This window comes from Pseudomonas sp. Pseusp97 (assembly GCF_047304025.1).
In the GTDB taxonomy this organism is placed as follows: domain Bacteria; phylum Pseudomonadota; class Gammaproteobacteria; order Pseudomonadales; family Pseudomonadaceae; genus Pseudomonas.
On sequence record NZ_JBGLYK010000040.1, the window covers coordinates 1 to 16,982 of the forward strand.

At 65.5% G+C, this 16,982-nt stretch carries 12 protein-coding genes, 1 tRNA gene and 1 pseudogene; 5 read left to right on the forward strand and 9 right to left on the reverse strand.

The genetic code is table 11. The annotated features are described in order from the left end of the window. A partial coding sequence (locus tag ACCC94_RS10030) for a 1-phosphofructokinase (protein ID WP_413349266.1) occupies positions 1-760 on the reverse strand: 760 nt, incomplete at its 3' end. After that, positions 760-3,654, reverse strand: a complete 2,895-nt coding sequence (gene ptsP / locus ACCC94_RS10035) for a phosphoenolpyruvate--protein phosphotransferase (RefSeq protein ID WP_413349268.1) — start codon at positions 3,652-3,654, stop codon at positions 760-762. The genes ptsP and ACCC94_RS10030, both read right to left, overlap by 1 nt. A gap of 204 nt (positions 3,655-3,858) precedes the next feature. Between ptsP and cra the strand changes: the two genes are divergently transcribed. Both cra and ACCC94_RS10045 read left to right on the forward strand, forming a co-directional pair. Continuing rightward, a complete protein-coding gene (cra, locus tag ACCC94_RS10040) occupies positions 3,859-4,851 on the forward strand; it encodes a catabolite repressor/activator (RefSeq protein ID WP_413349269.1) in 993 nt (330 codons plus the stop codon). Positions 4,852-4,855: 4 nt separating this feature from the next. Beyond that, complete coding sequence (locus tag ACCC94_RS10045; RefSeq protein ID WP_413349271.1) at positions 4,856-5,635, forward strand: TatD family hydrolase; 780 nt, start codon at positions 4,856-4,858, stop codon at positions 5,633-5,635. Between the two features lie 416 nt (positions 5,636-6,051). Here the strand turns inward: ACCC94_RS10045 and ACCC94_RS10050 are convergent, their stop codons facing one another. The 5 genes and pseudogenes from ACCC94_RS10050 to ACCC94_RS10070 form a co-directional block, all read right to left on the reverse strand. After that, positions 6,052-6,765 (reverse strand): methyl-accepting chemotaxis protein, encoded by a 714-nt coding sequence (locus ACCC94_RS10050; protein ID WP_413349295.1) that lies wholly within the window; start codon positions 6,763-6,765, stop codon positions 6,052-6,054. 144 nt (positions 6,766-6,909) lie between these two features. After that, positions 6,910-8,049, reverse strand: a pseudogene (locus ACCC94_RS10055) (HAMP domain-containing protein); the annotation flags it as partial. 256 nt (positions 8,050-8,305) lie between these two features. Further along, positions 8,306-9,148 (reverse strand): regulatory signaling modulator protein AmpE, encoded by an 843-nt coding sequence (ampE, locus tag ACCC94_RS10060; protein ID WP_413349272.1) that lies wholly within the window; start codon positions 9,146-9,148, stop codon positions 8,306-8,308. After that, on the reverse strand, positions 9,145-9,717 hold the full coding sequence (gene ampD / locus ACCC94_RS10065) for a 1,6-anhydro-N-acetylmuramyl-L-alanine amidase AmpD (protein WP_413349273.1): 573 nt from the start codon (positions 9,715-9,717) through the stop codon (positions 9,145-9,147). Before ampD ends, ampE begins: the two co-directional genes overlap by 4 nt. A 75-nt stretch (positions 9,718-9,792) precedes the next feature. Beyond that, entirely contained in the window at positions 9,793-12,081 is a 2,289-nt protein-coding gene (locus tag ACCC94_RS10070; protein WP_413349274.1) for a DUF1631 domain-containing protein, read from the reverse strand. 278 nt (positions 12,082-12,359) lie between these two features. Between ACCC94_RS10070 and nadC the strand changes: the two genes are divergently transcribed. Further along, positions 12,360-13,208, forward strand: coding sequence for a carboxylating nicotinate-nucleotide diphosphorylase (gene nadC, locus ACCC94_RS10075; RefSeq protein WP_413349275.1), 849 nt, complete (start codon positions 12,360-12,362; stop codon positions 13,206-13,208). 103 nt (positions 13,209-13,311) lie between these two features. Next, positions 13,312-14,328, forward strand: a complete 1,017-nt coding sequence (gene galE / locus ACCC94_RS10080) for a UDP-glucose 4-epimerase GalE (RefSeq protein ID WP_413349276.1) — start codon at positions 13,312-13,314, stop codon at positions 14,326-14,328. A gap of 59 nt (positions 14,329-14,387) precedes the next feature. Here the strand turns inward: galE and ACCC94_RS10085 are convergent. Both ACCC94_RS10085 and ACCC94_RS10090 read right to left on the reverse strand, forming a co-directional pair. Then, a tRNA-Thr gene (locus tag ACCC94_RS10085) sits at positions 14,388-14,463 on the reverse strand. Between the two features lie 176 nt (positions 14,464-14,639). Continuing rightward, positions 14,640-15,047: a pilin gene (locus ACCC94_RS10090; RefSeq protein ID WP_413349277.1), complete on the reverse strand. Its 408-nt coding sequence runs from the start codon at positions 15,045-15,047 to the stop codon at positions 14,640-14,642. A gap of 231 nt (positions 15,048-15,278) precedes the next feature. Here ACCC94_RS10090 and pilB point away from each other — a divergent pair, with 231 nt between their 5' ends. Continuing rightward, positions 15,279-16,982, forward strand: a complete 1,704-nt coding sequence (gene pilB / locus ACCC94_RS10095) for a type IV-A pilus assembly ATPase PilB (protein WP_413349278.1) — start codon at positions 15,279-15,281, stop codon at positions 16,980-16,982.

Below are 16,982 nucleotides of genomic sequence, written 5' to 3' on the forward strand. Positions count from 1 at the left end.
CGCCGGCGCCCACCGTGCTGGCCACCTCCACCTTCGGCGGAACCGCCTGCCAGACGCCCTGCGGGCCGAACCAGCGCACGCCCTCGGCGCCCTGGGAAACCACCACCTGCTCGATGCCGCGAGCACGCAACGAGTCGACCTGTGCGGCCAGCTCGTCGGCGCTGCCGGCGAGTTGTCCACAGGCCTCGCCCAGTTCCTGGTCGTTGGGCTTGATCAGCCAGGGGGCGGCCTCGATACCGGCGCGCAGCGCCGCGCCACTGCAGTCGAAGGCGACTTTCAGACCGCGGCCCTGCAGGCGCAGCAGCAACTCGCGCAACCACTGGGGATCGATGCCACGCGGCAGGCTGCCGGCCACCACAGCGATCTCGAAATCGGCCGCGATCAGGTCGAGGCGATCCAGCAGGGCGTCCTGCTCCGCCTGGCCGACCTGCGGACCGGGACCGTTGATATCGGTGATGCGTCCAGTCCCCTCGGCGATCTTGATGTTCCGGCGCGTCTCGCCCGGCACTCGGACAAAGGCATCGACGAACCCACGACGACGGAACAGCGCTTCGAAGGGGAGCGCGTTATCCGCGCCGAGAAAGCCGGCAACGGTCAGGGAATGACCGAGGTCGGCCAGCACCTGGGCGACGTTCAGGCCCTTGCCGGCGGCCTGGCTGAGCGCCGACTCGCTGCGATTCACCTCGCCGGGTTCCAGCTGCGGCAGGCGCACGGTGAGGTCCAGCGCCGGATTCAGGGTCAGGGTCAGGATGCGGGCCATCAGTGCACCTCCGGCAGCGCGAGGGCGACACTCTGGCGAACGTCCGCCGCCGAGCACAGGGTCAGAGCGGCTTGCGCCAGCTCGCGGGAAGTCGGCAGGTCCAGTTCGCGAACCCGCGCCTTCACCAACGCAATGCTGCGCGCCGAGACGCTCAACTCGTCCACGCCCAGCCCCACGAGCAGCGGCACCGCCAGCGGGTCGGCGGCCAGCTCGCCGCATACGCCCACCCACTTGCCGTGGGCATGGGCGGCGCGCACGGTCATGTCGATCAGTTGCAGCACCGCCGGGTGCAGACCGTCGGCCTGGGCGGACAGGCTCGGATGGCCCCGGTCGATGGCCAGGGCGTACTGGGTCAGGTCGTTGGTGCCGATGCTGAAGAAGTCCACCTCGCGCGCCAGCACCGGTGCCAGCAGCGCGGCCGAAGGCACCTCGACCATGATGCCCAGCTGCAGGTCATGCTCGCCGCCCAGCTCCGCGCAGAGCTCGTGGGTGATGTCGCGGGCCTGCCGCCATTCCTCCACCTGGCCGACCATGGGAAACATGATGCGCAGCGGGCGGCCGGCGGCGGCTCTGAGCAAGGCGCGCAGCTGGGTGCGGAAAATCTGCGGGCGTTGCAAGGTGAGGCGCACGCCACGAATGCCCAGGTACGGGTTGGTTTCCGCGGGGATCGGCCAGTACGGCAGCGGCTTGTCGCCCCCCACATCCAGCGTGCGCGCCACCAGCGGGCGACCTTCGAGGGCATCGAGGACGCGGCGGTATTCGACCTCCTGGGTCTCCTCGTCCGGCGCCTGCGGGTTGTCCATGAACACGAACTCGGTACGCAGCAGGCCGACGCCTTCCGCGCCCAGCTCCACGGCTTTCGCCGCACCGGCGGTGTCGCCGAGGTTGGCGCAGACTTCCACGGCATGGCCGTCGCGGGTCACCGCCGGTTCATGGCGGCGCGCCTCGGCCTGCTCGGCCCGGCGCTGGCGCAGGTCGCGCTGGGTTTCGGCGGCCTGCAGCGTCTGCGCATCCGGCGAAATCGTCAGCTCGCCCTTGTCGCCATCGAGCAGCAAGGCGGTGCCGGACTCCAGCGCCAGCACGCTTTCCCCAGCGCCCACCAGCGCCGGAATCCCAAGTGCGCGGGCGATGATTGCACTGTGGGAGGTGGCGCCGCCGCGTGCGGTGACGATGCCGGCGACGCGTTCTGGGTCGAGCCGCGCCACGTCCGACGGGCCGACTTCGTCCATCACCAGGAGGTAGGGTTCGCCGGGCTCCACCGCGCTCTCGACGCCGCACAGGCGCGCCAGCACTCGCCGGCCGATGTCGCGCAAGTCCGCCGCACGCTCGGCCAGCAGCGCGTCGCGCAGGGCTTCCTGCTGGCCGGCCACACGTTCGATCACCTGGCTCCAGGCCGCTTCGGCGCTGGCGCCTTCGACCAGGCGCGCCTGCACCTCGTCGAGCAGTTCGGGGTCATCCAGCAGCGCCTGGTGAGTGGCGAAGATGTCGCGGATCGCCTTGACCTGGCTGCGTTCCAGCAGCGTTTCGATTTCCCGGCCGATGGCCGTGCGCGCCTCGTCCAGCCGGCGGCGTTCGGCTTCCGGCGACTCGCCGCGCGCGGCGAACTCGAAGGCCCGAGCGACCTGCACATAAGCCGGCCCATGGGCGATCCCCGGCGAGGCGGGAATCGCCTGCAGCTGCGCGCCCGCTTCGGGGGCTCGCATCGCCGGCAGCTCCTGCTCGTCCTGCTGAACGCTTTCGGCGACCAGCTCGACGATTTCCGGCAGCGGCTCGACCTCTTCGCCCAGGCCCTGCTCCACCGCCGCGCGTACGGCGGCCAGCGCGGCCTCGGCGATCTCCGGCTCGGCGAAGAACTCCAGCATCTGCCCACGCCGCGCACCAAGGCTGAGCAGCTTGCTCAGGCTGCGGATCGACACGGCAGCGCCATCGCCCTCGGCGATCCGCACGCGGATTTCTCCGACGAAATCCCGCGCCAGCAGCATCAACACCTGCGCTGGGCGGGCGTGCAGGCCATGGGGATTGGCCAGCGGTACACGGATGCTCGGCCAGTCCACCGGCAATTCGCCGCCCAGGGCTTCCAGCACCGCACGCACAGACGTGCTGCTCGCCAACTCGGCGGCGCGGCCATCGACCAGCAGATCGCCGAGACGCCCCAGCACGTCGGTATGCGCATCGCCCTGGCGAGCCAGGCAGAACAGCCCGCGCACCGGCTGCCCGGCATGGCTCAGCTCGCGTGCAGGGGTGACGAAGACGAGGCCGGGTCGCGTGACGCACTGTTCGCTGTCCTGCCACCAGAGCCCCGCGCCCAGGGGCAACGCTTCCTGATCGTGCAAGGCGGCGGCGAAGCCGGGGACGACGCAGCCGGCTTTCTTCAGGCGACGCGCGCCGACCAGGGCCAGCTCGTCGAAATCCTCAGCCGCGACGCCGAGCCCCACCAGTTGCTCGTCGAACAGCAAGGGTTGCGGCGCCCCGCCCTGCAGCAGGCGCAGCAGGTCGTCGGGCTTCTGCGCCGCACGCAGCGCCGCCTCCACTTCGCCATCGCCCAGCGCTCGGGTGAGCAGCTGCAGCAGGCGCAGGTGCTCGTCGGACTTCGCCGCAATGGCGATGGCCAGGTGCACGGTCTGCCCGTCGCCCCAGTGCACGCCCTCGGGGAAGTGCAGCAGGCGCACGCCGGTGCGTTGCACCAGGTGGCGCGTTTCCGGGGTGCCGTGGGGAATGGCGATGCCCTGTCCAAGGTAGGTGGAGCCTTGCGCCTCGCGGGCTTGCAGGCCGGCCAGGTAGCCCGTCGCGACCAGTCCATCGTCTTCGAGGGCGGCGCCGAGCATGGCCAGGGCGGCCTGCTTGTCGGCAGCGCGCTGGCCCATGCGGACCTGCTGCGCGTTGAATTCGAGCATCGCTTGTCTCCTCACCGGCGTTCGCGCGTGCCGGCGCTGGGGCGGTTATCCGCTTGTACGGTGATCAGCTTAGAGGTTGCGGCGCAGGAACAGGGTTCAGGCAATACTGCGTGCGCAATGCTGAATCGTTTCACCTATTGAGACTGGCACGTTACTCGATAATGCGTGATCCTTGAAGCCCCCAATTGTCGGCAGCATTCCGCGTTGAAACTCAGTGATATCGCCCGCCTGGCCGGTGTTTCGGTCACCACCGCCAGCTATGTGATCAATGGCAAGGCCATCCAGCGCCGCATCAGCGCCGCCACGGTGGAGCGCGTGCGCGCGGTGATCGAGGAGCATGGCTATCACCCGGACCAGCAGGCCGCCAGCCTGCGCCGCGGGCAAACCCGCACCCTGGGCTTCGTCCTGCCGGACCTGGAGAACCCCAGCTACGCCAAGCTCGCCAAGTTGCTCGAACAGGGCGCGCGCGCGCGAGGCTACCAGTTGCTGATCGCCTGCTCCGACGACGAGCCGGACACCGAGCGCCAGGTGCTCAACCTGTTCCGCGCGCGCCGCTGCGACGCGCTGATCGTCGCCAGTTGCCTGCCCGCCAGCGACGATAGCCACCAGCGCCTGCAAGCGGCCGGCGTGCCGGTGGTCGCCGTGGACCGCCAGCTCGACCCGCAGCGCTTCTGCTCGGTGGTGAGCGACGACCGCGACGCCTGTCAGCGCCTCACCGCCAGCCTGCTCAAACCGGTGCCGCGCAACATTGCCCTGCTCGGCGCGCGACCGGAACTGATCATTTCCCAGGAGCGCGCCGCGGGCTTTCGCAGCGCACTGCGCGAGTACAAGGGACAAGTGCTGATCGAGCACGGCGAGACCTTCAGCCGCGCCTGCGGCCGTCGCCTGATGGAAGACCTGCTGGCCAGCCAGGGCCAATTGCCGGAGGCGCTGATCACCACCTCCTACGTGCTGCTCGAAGGCGTCTTCGACGTGCTCCAGGGGCTGCCCAGCGGCTGGCCGGTCAACCTGCGCATCGCCACCTTCGGCGATACGCAGCTGCTGGACTTCGTGCCACTGAAGGTCAACGCCATTTCCCAACAGCACGCGCTGATCGCCGAGCGCGCGCTGGACCTGGCGCTGGCCGCCATCGAGCAGAACAGCTACACGCCCGGCGTGCATCCCATCCCGCGCAATCTCAAGCTGCGTACGGAGTGAGCCGATGCGCCTGATCGACACCCACAACCATCTCGACTGCGCGGACTTCGAGCAGGACCGCGCCGCCGTGCTGCAGCGCAGCCGGGAGCTGGGTGTGGAGCGACAGGTGCTGCTGGGGGTGTTCCGCGAGAACTGGGAGGACGTCTGGAAGCTGGTGGAACAGGAGCCCGACCTGTATGCCGCCCTGGGTCTGCATCCGATCTACCTGGCGCGACACCGGCCGGAACATCTCACCGCGCTGCGCGAGTGGTTGCAGCGCCTCGCCGGTCACCCGAAGCTCTGCGCGGTGGGCGAGATCGGCCTGGACTATTACCTGGAAGACCTCGACCGCGACGGCCAGCAGGCCATCTTCGAGGAACAGCTGCGCATCGCCATCGATTTCGAGCTGCCGGTGCTGCTGCACGTGCGCCGCGCCCACGCGGCGATGATCGCCACGCTCAAGCGCTACAAGCCCAGGCGCCAGGGCATCATCCACGCCTTCGCCGGCAGCCGCGAGGAAGCCCGCGAATACCTCAAGCTGGGCTTCCGCCTGGGCCTGGGCGGCGCGCCGACCTGGCCGCAGGCCAACCGCCTGCGCAAGGTGGTGCCGGAGATTCCGCTGGAATCCATCGTGCTGGAGACCGACTCGCCGGACATGGCGCCGTCGATGTACCCCGGCGTGCGCAACAGCCCGGAGCACCTGCCGGATATCTGCGCGGCGCTGGCGGAGCTCAAGGGCATCAGCCCGGAGGATCTGGCCAGGGCCAGCACGCGTAATGCGATGGAATTGTTCGGCTGGCGCTGAACCGCTTTTTTTTTGCGCGCGGGCTCCGGCCCGCTCCTGATCGCGGATGAATCCGCTCCTACGTGAAACGCTGCGCAGGCGCAGCCCACTCCCTGCAGGGAGAGGGTTAGGGAGAGGGAAATCTCCGGCACAAACTCTCAGGGAAAGACAGTTACTCCTACAAGATCATGTTCAGCTGGAGGAGCTTTTCGTAGGAGCGAGCTTGCTCGCGAACAGAGCATATCGGCAGTTCCCCGGGTAAGAGGTTCGCGAGCAAGCTCGCTCCTACAGGGTATGGGCCCGCCGCCAGGTTCCTGAATTCACCGACAAACCGATGCCCGTGAGATGGGGTGCTTCCATGCGACCCACGGGCATCGGCCTGCTGGCGAAAACCTCGTTGCGGGGCGGATCGCAGGGTCCGCCCCGACGCTTGCGGATCAGACGCGGAACGCGCCGATCAGCCGTTTCAGTTCCACCACCTGCCCGGCCAGTTCGCGGCTGGCGCGCTCGGTCTCGCTGGCGCCTTCGGATGTGCGCTCGCCGGCCTGGTTGATCTCGACGATGTTCTGGTCGATGTCATGGGCCACGGCGGTCTGCTGCTCGGCGGCGGCGGCGATCTGCTGGTTCTGGTCGACGATGGCGCCCACCGCCTGGAGGATGTTCTCCAGCGCCTGCTGCACCTTGGCCGACTGGCTGACGGTGCCGTCGGCGGTCTGGTGGCTGCTGCCCATCGCCTTGACCGCCGCGCCCACGCCGTTCTGCAGGCGCGCGATCATCTGCTCGATCTCTTCGGTGGACTGCTGGGTGCGCTTGGCCAAAGTGCGCACCTCGTCGGCCACGACTGCGAAGCCCCTGCCCTGCTCGCCGGCGCGGGCGGCCTCGATGGCGGCGTTGAGCGCCAGCAGGTTGGTCTGCTCGGCGACGCCCTTGATCACGTCCAGCACGCGGCTGATGGAAGCGCTGTCGGCCGCCAGCTGATTGATCACCGCCACCGACTCGTCGATCTCGCCGGCCAGGCGCTGGATGCTGCCCACCTGGGACTCGACCAGGGCGCGGCCGCTGGTGGTTTCCTGATTCACATTGTGCGCACTGCCCACCGCCACAGCGGCGCTGCGTGCAACCTCCTGGGCAGTCGCGGCCATCTGGTTCATCGCCGTGGCGACCTGCTCGATCTGGTTGCGCTGGCCGGCCACCGCCTGGTTGCTCTCGGCGGACACCGACTCCACGCGCACGGTCTGCCGCTCCACTTCGCTGACGGTGCGACCGACCTGCTCGATCAGGTCGTGGATCTTCGACACGGTCTGGTTGAAGGCATCGCCCAGCTCGCCCAGCTCGTCGCGGCTCTGGGCCTGGAAGTTGACGGTCATGTCGCCGGCGGCGACGCGCTCCATCATCTTGCCCAGGCTCTTGAGGGTGGTGCGGGTGGAGACGTAGAAGCCGCCGTAGAGATAGACAATGGAGACGAACACCACCAGCAGGGCGACCACCAGCAGCACCATCTGCCGCTGCTTGCTGGCCAGGCGCTCCTGCAGCGCGCCATCGACGTACTGCAGGACATGGTCGTCCAGGCGGTAGGTCTGCTCCATGGCCTTGCTGACCTGGTCGAAGAATTCGGACCAGGGCATGTCGAGGGTATCAGCCATCACCACCTTGTCCTCGAACAGCTTGCCCATGCTCTTGATGGTTTCGCGGCTGGCCTGGGCATCGGCGGACAACGCGCTCTGCGCGGCGGGGCTGGCGCCGAGGGCGTCCTGCAGCTTGAGACCGTATTCGGCGTGGAGTTTTTCCAGGTCCTGCAGCAGGTCGTCGAGCTTGCCGCTGGTGGAGGAGTTGAGGAACCCCTGCCCCAGCGCACCGGCCCCCATGGTGCGACCCTGGCTGAGAGTCTCGGTGACCTGTGGGGTGCCGGAGGTGATCAGTTCGGCGAGCTGACGCAGGTCGCGGGCGTCGTCCTGGCTCAGGCCCGCCTGGGATACCAGCAGCTTGTTGAACACCTGCACTTCGCTGAGCAGGCGCGCGGCCATGGCCGACTTGCTCTGCAGCGAGCCCTCGGCGTCGACGCCCTTCAGGCTGGCCAGCAGCTCATCGCGCTTGGCGTTGAACTCGGCGATCTGCTCGGCATCCTGGGTGACCGGCTGCAACGCGCCGATCTGCGCCTGCAGGTCCTTGTGCAACTGGCTGATGCGCGAGTCGATGCCGGCGGACTTGTTCGACTGGCCGAGAATGCCGTTGATCTGCAGGAGGTCGTTGTACGACTCGAGATGGCGGCGTACCTGCAGCCCCTCGCCGATCAGCTGCAGGCTTTCGAGCTCCGCGCGGGTGCTGACGAACTGCCCGTAGGAGTCGCGTACCAGGTAGAAGTTGGTAATCAGCATCGGCAGAAAGAACAGCACGCTGATCAGGCTGAACTTCATGCCGAAGCTCAGGCGGTTCATCAGCGCGATGGCCGGATAGAGCACAGTCCTCACGTAAGACGTCTCCTGTTCCCGTTATTGTTATGTCGCTTGTCGGGGATGTGCGGCGCGCCCCTGGACGGGTCGTCGCCACGCGCGCTCACCGGAGCGGCCACCGTCGGGCAGTGGCCGTCACCTCACGCTGGGTTCGATGTGTACCTGATATCGGCGGGGAGTTCTGTAACTTAAGGTTAAAATGCCATCATCGGACCGGCGGTCGCCGGCCCGATTCGCCGCCTCAGAGCAGCAGCGTCCAGATGGCGAAGACGGCGTACCAGAGCACCGCGGAGCGCACCAGCAGCTGCCAGAGGGCGTCCAGGCTGGCGACGCCCTTGGCGCCCAGGCCGCCTTCGTTGAAGTCCTCGGCCACGTATCCGGCACGCGCCAGCAGACGAGCGGCAGGTACGTCCCAGGCCAGCAGGTCGTGCAGCAGGGTGCGGGTGACCGCGACGAAGTTGCCCACCAGGGCGAAGCTCAGCACCAGCGCCCGCGACGGCAGCCAGTCGAAGGCATGTCGCAGTTGCGCGGCGCGCTCGCGCAGTTCCGGCCGGGGAGCCTGCTCGGCGGCGATGGCGAGCAGTCGGTAGGCCAGCGCGGCCACCGGGCCGAGCAGCGCGTACCAGAAGATCACCGCGAAGAACGCCTGGTAGGCCTCCCACACCAGCGTGCCCTGCACCACGGCGAGCAGATCGTCGTCGCCATCGGCCTGCACCTGCACACCCAGGTCGCGCTCGGCGACGTGGTAAGCGGCCTGGGCATCCTCGCGGCGCCAGGCATCGCGGAACGGCCCGATGGCGCGCAGCACATCGCCACGGCCCAGGCTCCAGACCACCACCAGCAACTGCACCGGCAGCGCCAGCAGGCCGTAGGCCACCGGTTCGAGAACGGTCAGCAGCAGGGCCAGCAACAGCAGCGGCGGCAGGATCGCCACCAGCAGGCCGAGCCAGGGCTGCGCCACCAGCGACTTCACGCCGCCCACGGTATCCAGCCAGCCGAGCCACCAGCCATCACGCTGCACCTTTGCGCGCCAGCTGGAGAACTTCTCGACCAGCAGGACCAGCAACAGCACCAGGAAACTCATGTCGGCTCCTTCTTCAGGCCAGCGCCAATATCGGCAAGGTAGCGCGCCCAGTCGAACGACTCGCCGGGGTCGGTCTTGCGTTCGGGGGCGATATCGCAGTGGCCCTGGATGCGCTCCGGAGTGATAGCCGGATACACCTTGCGCAACTGTCGTGTGAGTTGCGCAAGCACCTCGTACTGCTGATCGCTGTAGGGTTCGGTGTCGGTGCCCTCGAGCTCGATGCCGATGGAGAAATCGTTGCAGTTTTCGCGCCCGTCGAAGCGCGACACGCCGGCATGCCAGGCGCGCGAGTTGCAGGAGACGAACTGGAACAGCGAACCGTCGCGCTCGATGAGGAAATGCGCGGAAACCGTCAGGCTGCAGATGCTGGCGAAGTAAGGGTGCTCGTCGGCGTCCAGGCGGTTCTGGAAGAATTCCTGCACCTTGCAGGTGCCGAACTGGCCGGGCGGCAGGCTGATGTTGTGGATGACCAGCAGCGAGACTTCCTCGCCGTCGGGGCGGGCGTTGAAGTTCGGCGAGGGACAGCGCTGGGCGTCGAGGCACCAGCCGGATTCGGGGTCGATCTGCATGGAGACTCCTTGGCAGAGTCCCACTCTAAAGCAGCCGAGGGGGGAAATGAACTCGCTGGCACGCGGCCAGCGGGCTCAGGCGTTTTTCAGGCGACGCAGGTTGCCGATCACCGACTCCAGCGCGCGGTCGAACAGCAGCGCATCGTCGAGCAGGCGCACGGCATTGCGGCGGAACTCGACGGCGAGGCTCATGCGGGTCTTTTCCAGTACCTTCATGCCGGTACGGTTGACGAAGATGTAGCGGCCGCTCGGGCGGATCACCGCAGCCAGCTTGCAGCGCAGCTTGTGCTCTTCGTCTTCCTGGATCTCCACCCAGCTGCCGACGCGCAGCTCATCGACCTTGCGCAGCGACTCGTCGTCATCGGCGAAGGCTTCCTCGGGCTCGACCACGCGTGCCGGCTCCGGCGAGGCGAGGACGATTTCCTCGACCACCGCCACCATGGCCGGCTGAGTGGCAACCGGCGCGACGGCGGCCGGTGCGTCCAGCGGGTCGTCCAGCAGCGGCAGGTCGTCTTCCAGGTCGAGCAGCGGCGCTTCCTCGACCTGCTTGTAGCGCTGGAAGGCCTGCACGTGCAGCCCTTCCAGGCGGCTGAAGAATTCGCCGGTAGAGAACGGATCGAAGGCAGCCGAAGCCAGGCCTTCGCGCAGCGACTTGAGCAGTTGCGGGACCATCTCCAGCAGGCGCAAGCGCGAATCCGGATCCTCGTGGGGTTCAACGCTCCAGATCAGGTCGTCCATGGTCGCCAGGGCGGCTTCCCACTCGCTGGAATGAGTACCGTGCTTCAGGCAGGTGAGCAGCAGGACCTGGCTCCAGGCCTCCTGCAGCAGGCGCACCACCACTTCGGGCAGGGTACGACCGAGCAGGCGCTCGTTGAGCACACCTTCCACCTCCTGGCGGGCCAGCTCGGCGCGGGCGCGGCCTTCCTCGGCATCGCGGGTGCGCTGCTCCAGCAGGTCGCTGCGGCGGCGCTCATCGCCGGTAAAGGAGATGAACTCGTCGAGCAGCTCGGAGAAGATCGCAGGGTCGTCGACGAAGTCATTCAGCAGGCGCATCACCACCTGCTCGATCTTCTGGTACAGGTGGTCGCGCTGGCCATCGGACTGCTCGGCCCAGCCCAGGGCGGCCGAGGCGATCTCGTTGAGCAGGCGACGCGCAGGGTGGCTGCCGCGGCTGAAGAAGGTCTTGTCGAGGACCGCGACCTTGAGCATGGGGATCTGCATGCGGCCGATCAGGGCCTTGAGCGAATCCGGCAGGGTGCGGTCGTCGAGGATGAACTCGAAGAGCATGGAGACGAGGTTGATGACGTCCTCGTCCACCTGGCCGACCACGCGGGAACGGCCGCTCTTGCTGCTGACGCGGGTCAGCAGGTGATCCAGGTGCTGGCGCACGTCGATCTCGTCGATGCTCTGCGCCGGCAGGTGCGACTGCAGATGGGACAGCAGGCGCATCAGGTCATTGCTGGAAATCGGCACCGCGTCGGCCGGCATCGGTCGCGACGGAGCGGCGCTGCCGCGAACCTCGGAGAGCAGATCGCGCAGGGCAGCGAAGGCGGCCTGGCTATCGGCGTCCATGTACTGGCCGGCGGGTTGCGCGCCCGTTTCAGTGGCGGCGACGGTCGGCGCCGCGCCCTGGCTGGCCACGGTGCGTTGCGGCGGGCGACGCAGCGGAACGGATTTCAACTCCGGCAACACGCCCAGGGCGATCAGGGTCTGGTTGGCTTCCGCGTACAGGTGCTCGGCATCGGCCAGCACGTATTTCTCGAAGAGCTTGAGAATGATCAGCTTGACCTTGATCTCCACGCCCAGGCCACGGCAGGCCTCGAGGAAGGCTTCGCAGAGCTGGCGCGGACCGAGCGGGTTGTTCTTGTCCTCGACCTTCTTGCTGACCAGGGTGTTGAAACGCGTAGTGAGGTGCGTGAGGGCGACGCCGTCGCGGCTCATCACCTTGGCGACCATGGCATCCAGGGCGACGGACTCTTCCAGCTCGTCGTTCTGCACCAGGGTGAGATTCTCGTAGGAGACCGTATCCAGCACCGGCGCGCGGCCGATTTCATACTGGTTCAGGTTGGCGAAGCTTTCGAAGACCTTCTGCAGGAAGCCACGCTCGATGCCCTTGCGCTTGAGACGGAGGTCGCGCATCGCTTCGAAGTACGCGCTCTGTTCGGCATTGTTGGCGGCGCGATCGGCCATCTCGAACAGGGTATCGTCGGCGTTATCGAACAGGGCCTGCATGGCGTGACGCAGCTGGACGGCGACCTTGTCGCGGACAGCGACCAGCCCCGCCGGAACACGTCCAGCGAAAGAAGTCTGCGATTTTTCCGTGGCCGACTTGTTCAGCGGCACTACGTTCGCGTCGTTCTGCATCGCAAGTCTCCTGCCGTCAGACCCAGCTGGCGGCACCAACAGTCATCGAAGCGTCATCCGTAACGTCAATTTAGTGGCGTCAAAAAGCGGAAAGGTTCAACGTCATTATAGGGAAGCTTCTTACACAACCAAGAGACATTTCACGCATTCTTGAAGAAATTCACACAGAGATAGCCACCGTCCGTCAGACAAATCGCACGGCAGTCCAAAAAACTGCCACGCCTCCCCGCCTCGCCTCCCCGCCCGTATAATCCCGCCACTGCGAACAGGAGCCCTCCATGCCGAACCTCACCCTCGCCGAGCTTTCCGCGGAAATCCAGGCCAACGTCCGCGCCGCCCTGGCCGAAGACGTCGGCAGCGGCGACATCACCGCCCAGCTGATTCCCGCCGAGCGCGACGCCAGCGCCCGCATCATCACCCGCGAAAATGCCACCATCGCCGGCACCGCCTGGGTCGACGAGGTGTTCCGCCAGGTCGATCCGCGCGTGCAGGTGAAATGGCAGGTCCGCGACGGCGAGCAGGTCAGCGCCGACCAGACCCTGTTCACCCTGGAAGGCCCGGCTCGCGCCTTGCTGACCGGCGAGCGCAGCGCGCTGAACTTCCTCCAGCTGCTCTCCGGCACCGCCACCCGCGCCCGTCACTATGCCGACCTGGTCGAAGGCACCGGCGTGAAGCTGCTCGACACCCGCAAGACCCTGCCCGGCCTGCGCCTGGCGCAGAAGTACGCGATCACCTGCGGCGGCTGCCATAACCACCGCATCGGCCTGTACGACGCCTTCCTGATCAAGGAAAACCACATCGCCGCCTGCGGCGGCATCGCCCAGGCCATCGACGCCGCCCACCGCATCGCGCCCGGCAAGCCGGTGGAAATCGAAGTGGAAGACCTGGACGAGTTGCGCAAGGCACTCGACGCCGGCGCCGACATCATCATGCTCGACGAGCTGAGCCTGGACGACATGCGTACCGCCTTCGCCCTCACCTCCGGTCGCGCCAAGCTGGAAGCCTCCGGCGGCATCACCGAGAGCACCCTGCGCACCATTGCGGAGACCGGCGTGGACTACATCTCCATCGGCACCCTGACCAAGGACGTCAAGGCACTGGATCTGTCGATGCGACTGAGCCTGTAATCCCCTGACAGGCGCGCCTGTCCTCCCTCGCCTACGCTTCTAGCCAAGCGCCTGAATTCTCTCAGGCGCTTTCCTACAGCTGGCGAAAGGAGGCACTGGCGCAATGGCGGGCAAGATTCTGCTGACCGGGGGCTGCGGCTATATCGGCTCCCATATCTGTCTGGAACTGATCGAGCAGGGGTATCAGCCTGTCGTGCTCGACAACCTGAGCAACAGCTCGCCAATCCCGCTGCAGCGCATCGAGCAGCTCACCGGCCAGAGCATTCCCTTCGTCAAGGGCGATGTCCGCGACGAAGCCATCCTCGACCGGTTGTTCAGCGAGTACCACATCGACGCGGCGATCCACCTCGCCGGCGTCAAGTCCGTAGCCGAATCGGTGGCCGACCCCATCGCCTACTACCAGATCAATTTCACCGGCACCGTCACGCTTTGCCAGGTCATGCAGCGCCATGGCGTGAAGCGCTTCATCTATAGCTCCTCGGCCACCGTCTACGGTCTGGCAGCACAAAGCCCGATCCGCGAGGACGCCCCCACCGGCCCGGTCAGCCCCTACGGCCAGTCCAAGCTGATGGCGGAAATCGCCCTGCGCGACATCGCCCACGCCGACCCGCAGTGGACCATGGCCATCCTGCGCTACTTCAACCCGGTCGGCGCACACGCCAGCGGGCGCATCGGCGAAGACCCCAACGGCATTCCCAACAACCTGATGCCCTATGTGTCCCAGGTCGCCACCGGCAAGCAGCCCTTCATCCGCGTATTCGGCAACGACTACCCGACCCCGGACGGCACCGGCGTGCGCGACTACCTGCACGTCGTCGACCTGGCCAACGCCCACCTCAGCGCCCTGCGCTGGCTGGACGGCGCCAGCGGCGCGAAGACCTTCAACATCGGCACCGGCCGTGGCTACAGCGTGCTGGAAATCATCCGCGCTTATGAAAAGGCCTGCGGCCGCGAATTGCCCTTCCAATTCCTCCCCCGCCGCGACGGCGACATCGCCAGCTACCACGCCGACCCGACGCTGGCCGGCCAGGAACTGCACTGGACCGCCCCCCGCGACATCGAAGACATGTGCCGCGACGCCTGGAACTGGCAGAGCCAGAACCCCAGCGGCTACGCCTGATTTTTCTTCGGCCCGGAAAACAAAAAGCCCCGCTCGAAAGCGGGGCTTTTTGCTGAAGATGGTGCCGGTAAGAGGAATCGAACCCCCGACCTTCTCATTACGAATGAGCTGCTCTACCGACTGAGCTACACCGGCGGCGGGCAGGAATCTAACACTCAAACAAACTGAACTTCAAGCAGACCGAAATACGCCTAGTTACAACAGTTCAACTGCGTTCGAATCAGCAATTTTGAGAAATGAGCCCCAAAACAAGAACGCCCCGCAGCTGGCAGGGCGTTCTTATCAAGCATTAAGAGAGCTGAACTGCTCTCTTATTTGCAGCTGCCCGGCATCCAGTTGGTCGGGGTACCGGTGCATGCCCAGCTTTGAATCTGGCCAGCGCTGGCGAGGGGGGTCGGAGTCAACAGAACCTGAACGGCAGTACCGTTTACGTTGCCGCTTGCAGTGATTACGCCGTCAGCGTCCACAGCTACGCCAGTAACGAACTGAGTAGTAGTAGTGCTGGAGCAAGTGGTGAAGTCGGCGTTAGCCAGGGTCTGTGCAGACTGGTTGATTTCAGAGACACAGGTGCGAGCGCCGCTGGCAGCCAGGACAACCTCAGATACACGGGCCTTGGCGGTGTAATCCTGATAGGCCGGCAGTGCGATGGCGGCCAGGATGCCGATGATCGCAACCACGATCATCAGTTCGATCAAGGTAAAGCCTTTTTGAGCTTTCATAGTTCTCTCCAGTTTTTTGAGAAGAGGTCGTAGGACCTGATTCTGGAGAAAGCAGCTTCCATGCCAGATTCCTTTTAGGCCGTCTTCTGCGGCAGCTGTAGGACTAACAAGAAATTACCCGTACGTTTTTTCGCAGCAAGTGACAAATTTCGGCACTCGAAATAACGCGGTTTGGCTCCACCGAGCATCTACGATATAAGGCATGCAATACATCATTCGGCCATCTTTCGTATGAACGAACAAGTCGTGCTCTCTGGGCTCGCCCGTCAACTGGTGCACTCCGAGCTACTGGATGAGAAAAGTGCGCAGCAGGCGCAACTGCAGGCGCAACGGAACAAGCTGTCGCTGGTCACCTACCTGGTGCAGAACAAGCTGGTGAAGAGCCGGCCGTTGACGGAGTTGGCTGCTGATCAGTTTGGCGTCGCCTATTGCGACCTTTCCAGCATCGATCGTGATGCAATTCCGAAGGAACTCGTCAGCGAAAAGCTGATCCGTCAGCACCGCGTGCTCCCCCTCTGGCGGCGGGGCAACAAGTTGTTTGTGGGGCTTTCCGACCCGACCAACCATCAGGCGATTACCGACGTCCAGTTCAGCACAGGCCTGACCACCGAAGCCATCCTCGTCGAGGACGACAAACTTGGCGAGATGATCGAGAAGATCTTCGAAAGCACCACCGGCGGCCTGGACGACCTTGGTGACGTGGACCTCGAAGCGCTCGACATCGAAAGCGGTAATGCCGAACCCAAAGAAGATGGCGCTGGCGAGGCCGCAGACGATGCCCCAGTGGTCCGCTTCGTCAATAAGATGCTGCTGGACGCTATCAGGGGTGGCTCATCCGACCTGCACTTCGAGCCTTACGAGAAGATCTACCGAGTGCGCTTCCGTACCGACGGCATGCTGCATGAGGTCGCCAAACCACCGATCCAGCTGGCCAGCCGTATTTCCGCACGCCTGAAGGTAATGGCGGGCCTGGACATCTCCGAGCGCCGCAAACCCCAGGACGGGCGCATCAAGATGCGTGTCTCCAAGACCAAGTCCATCGACTTCCGGGTCAACACCCTGCCCACGCTCTGGGGCGAAAAGATCGTGATGCGTATCCTCGACTCGTCCAGCGCGCAGATGGGAATCGATGCGCTGGGTTACGAAGAGGCGCAGAAGCAGCTCTATCTAGAGGCGCTCAAGCAGCCGCAAGGCATGATCCTCGTCACGGGCCCGACCGGCTCAGGCAAGACGGTATCGCTGTATACCGGCATCAATATTCTCAACACCCCCGACATCAACATCTCCACGGCGGAAGACCCTGTGGAGATCAACCTGGAAGGCATCAACCAGGTCAACGTCAACCCCAAGCAAGGCATGGACTTTGCCCAGGCGCTTCGCGCCTTCCTGCGTCAGGACCCGGACGTGATCATGGTTGGTGAGATCCGAGACCTGGAAACCGCCGAAATTGCTATCAAGGCGGCGCAGACCGGTCACATGGTGATGTCCACGCTGCACACCAACAGCGCTGCGGAAACCCTGACGCGCTTGCTGAACATGGGAGTCGCCGCCTTCAACCTGGCAACATCCACCAACCTCATCATTGCCCAGCGCCTGGCTCGCAAACTCTGCCCGCACTGCAAGAAGGAACACGAGGTTCCGCGGGAAGCCCTGCTCCATGAAGGTTTCCCGGAAGAAAAGATCGGCACGTTCAAACTATATTCGCCGGTCGGGTGTGAGAATTGCAAGGGCGGATACAAGGGACGCTTGGGTATTTATGAAGTGGTTAAAATCACGCCTGCCCTGCAGCGGATTATCATGGAGGAAGGCAACTCCATTCAGATCGCCGAACAGGCCCGCAAAGAAGGCTTTAACGATCTGCGCACTTCGGGACTACTGAAAGCCATGCAAGGCATCACCAGCCTCGAAGAAGTCAACCGCGTGACCAAGGATTAA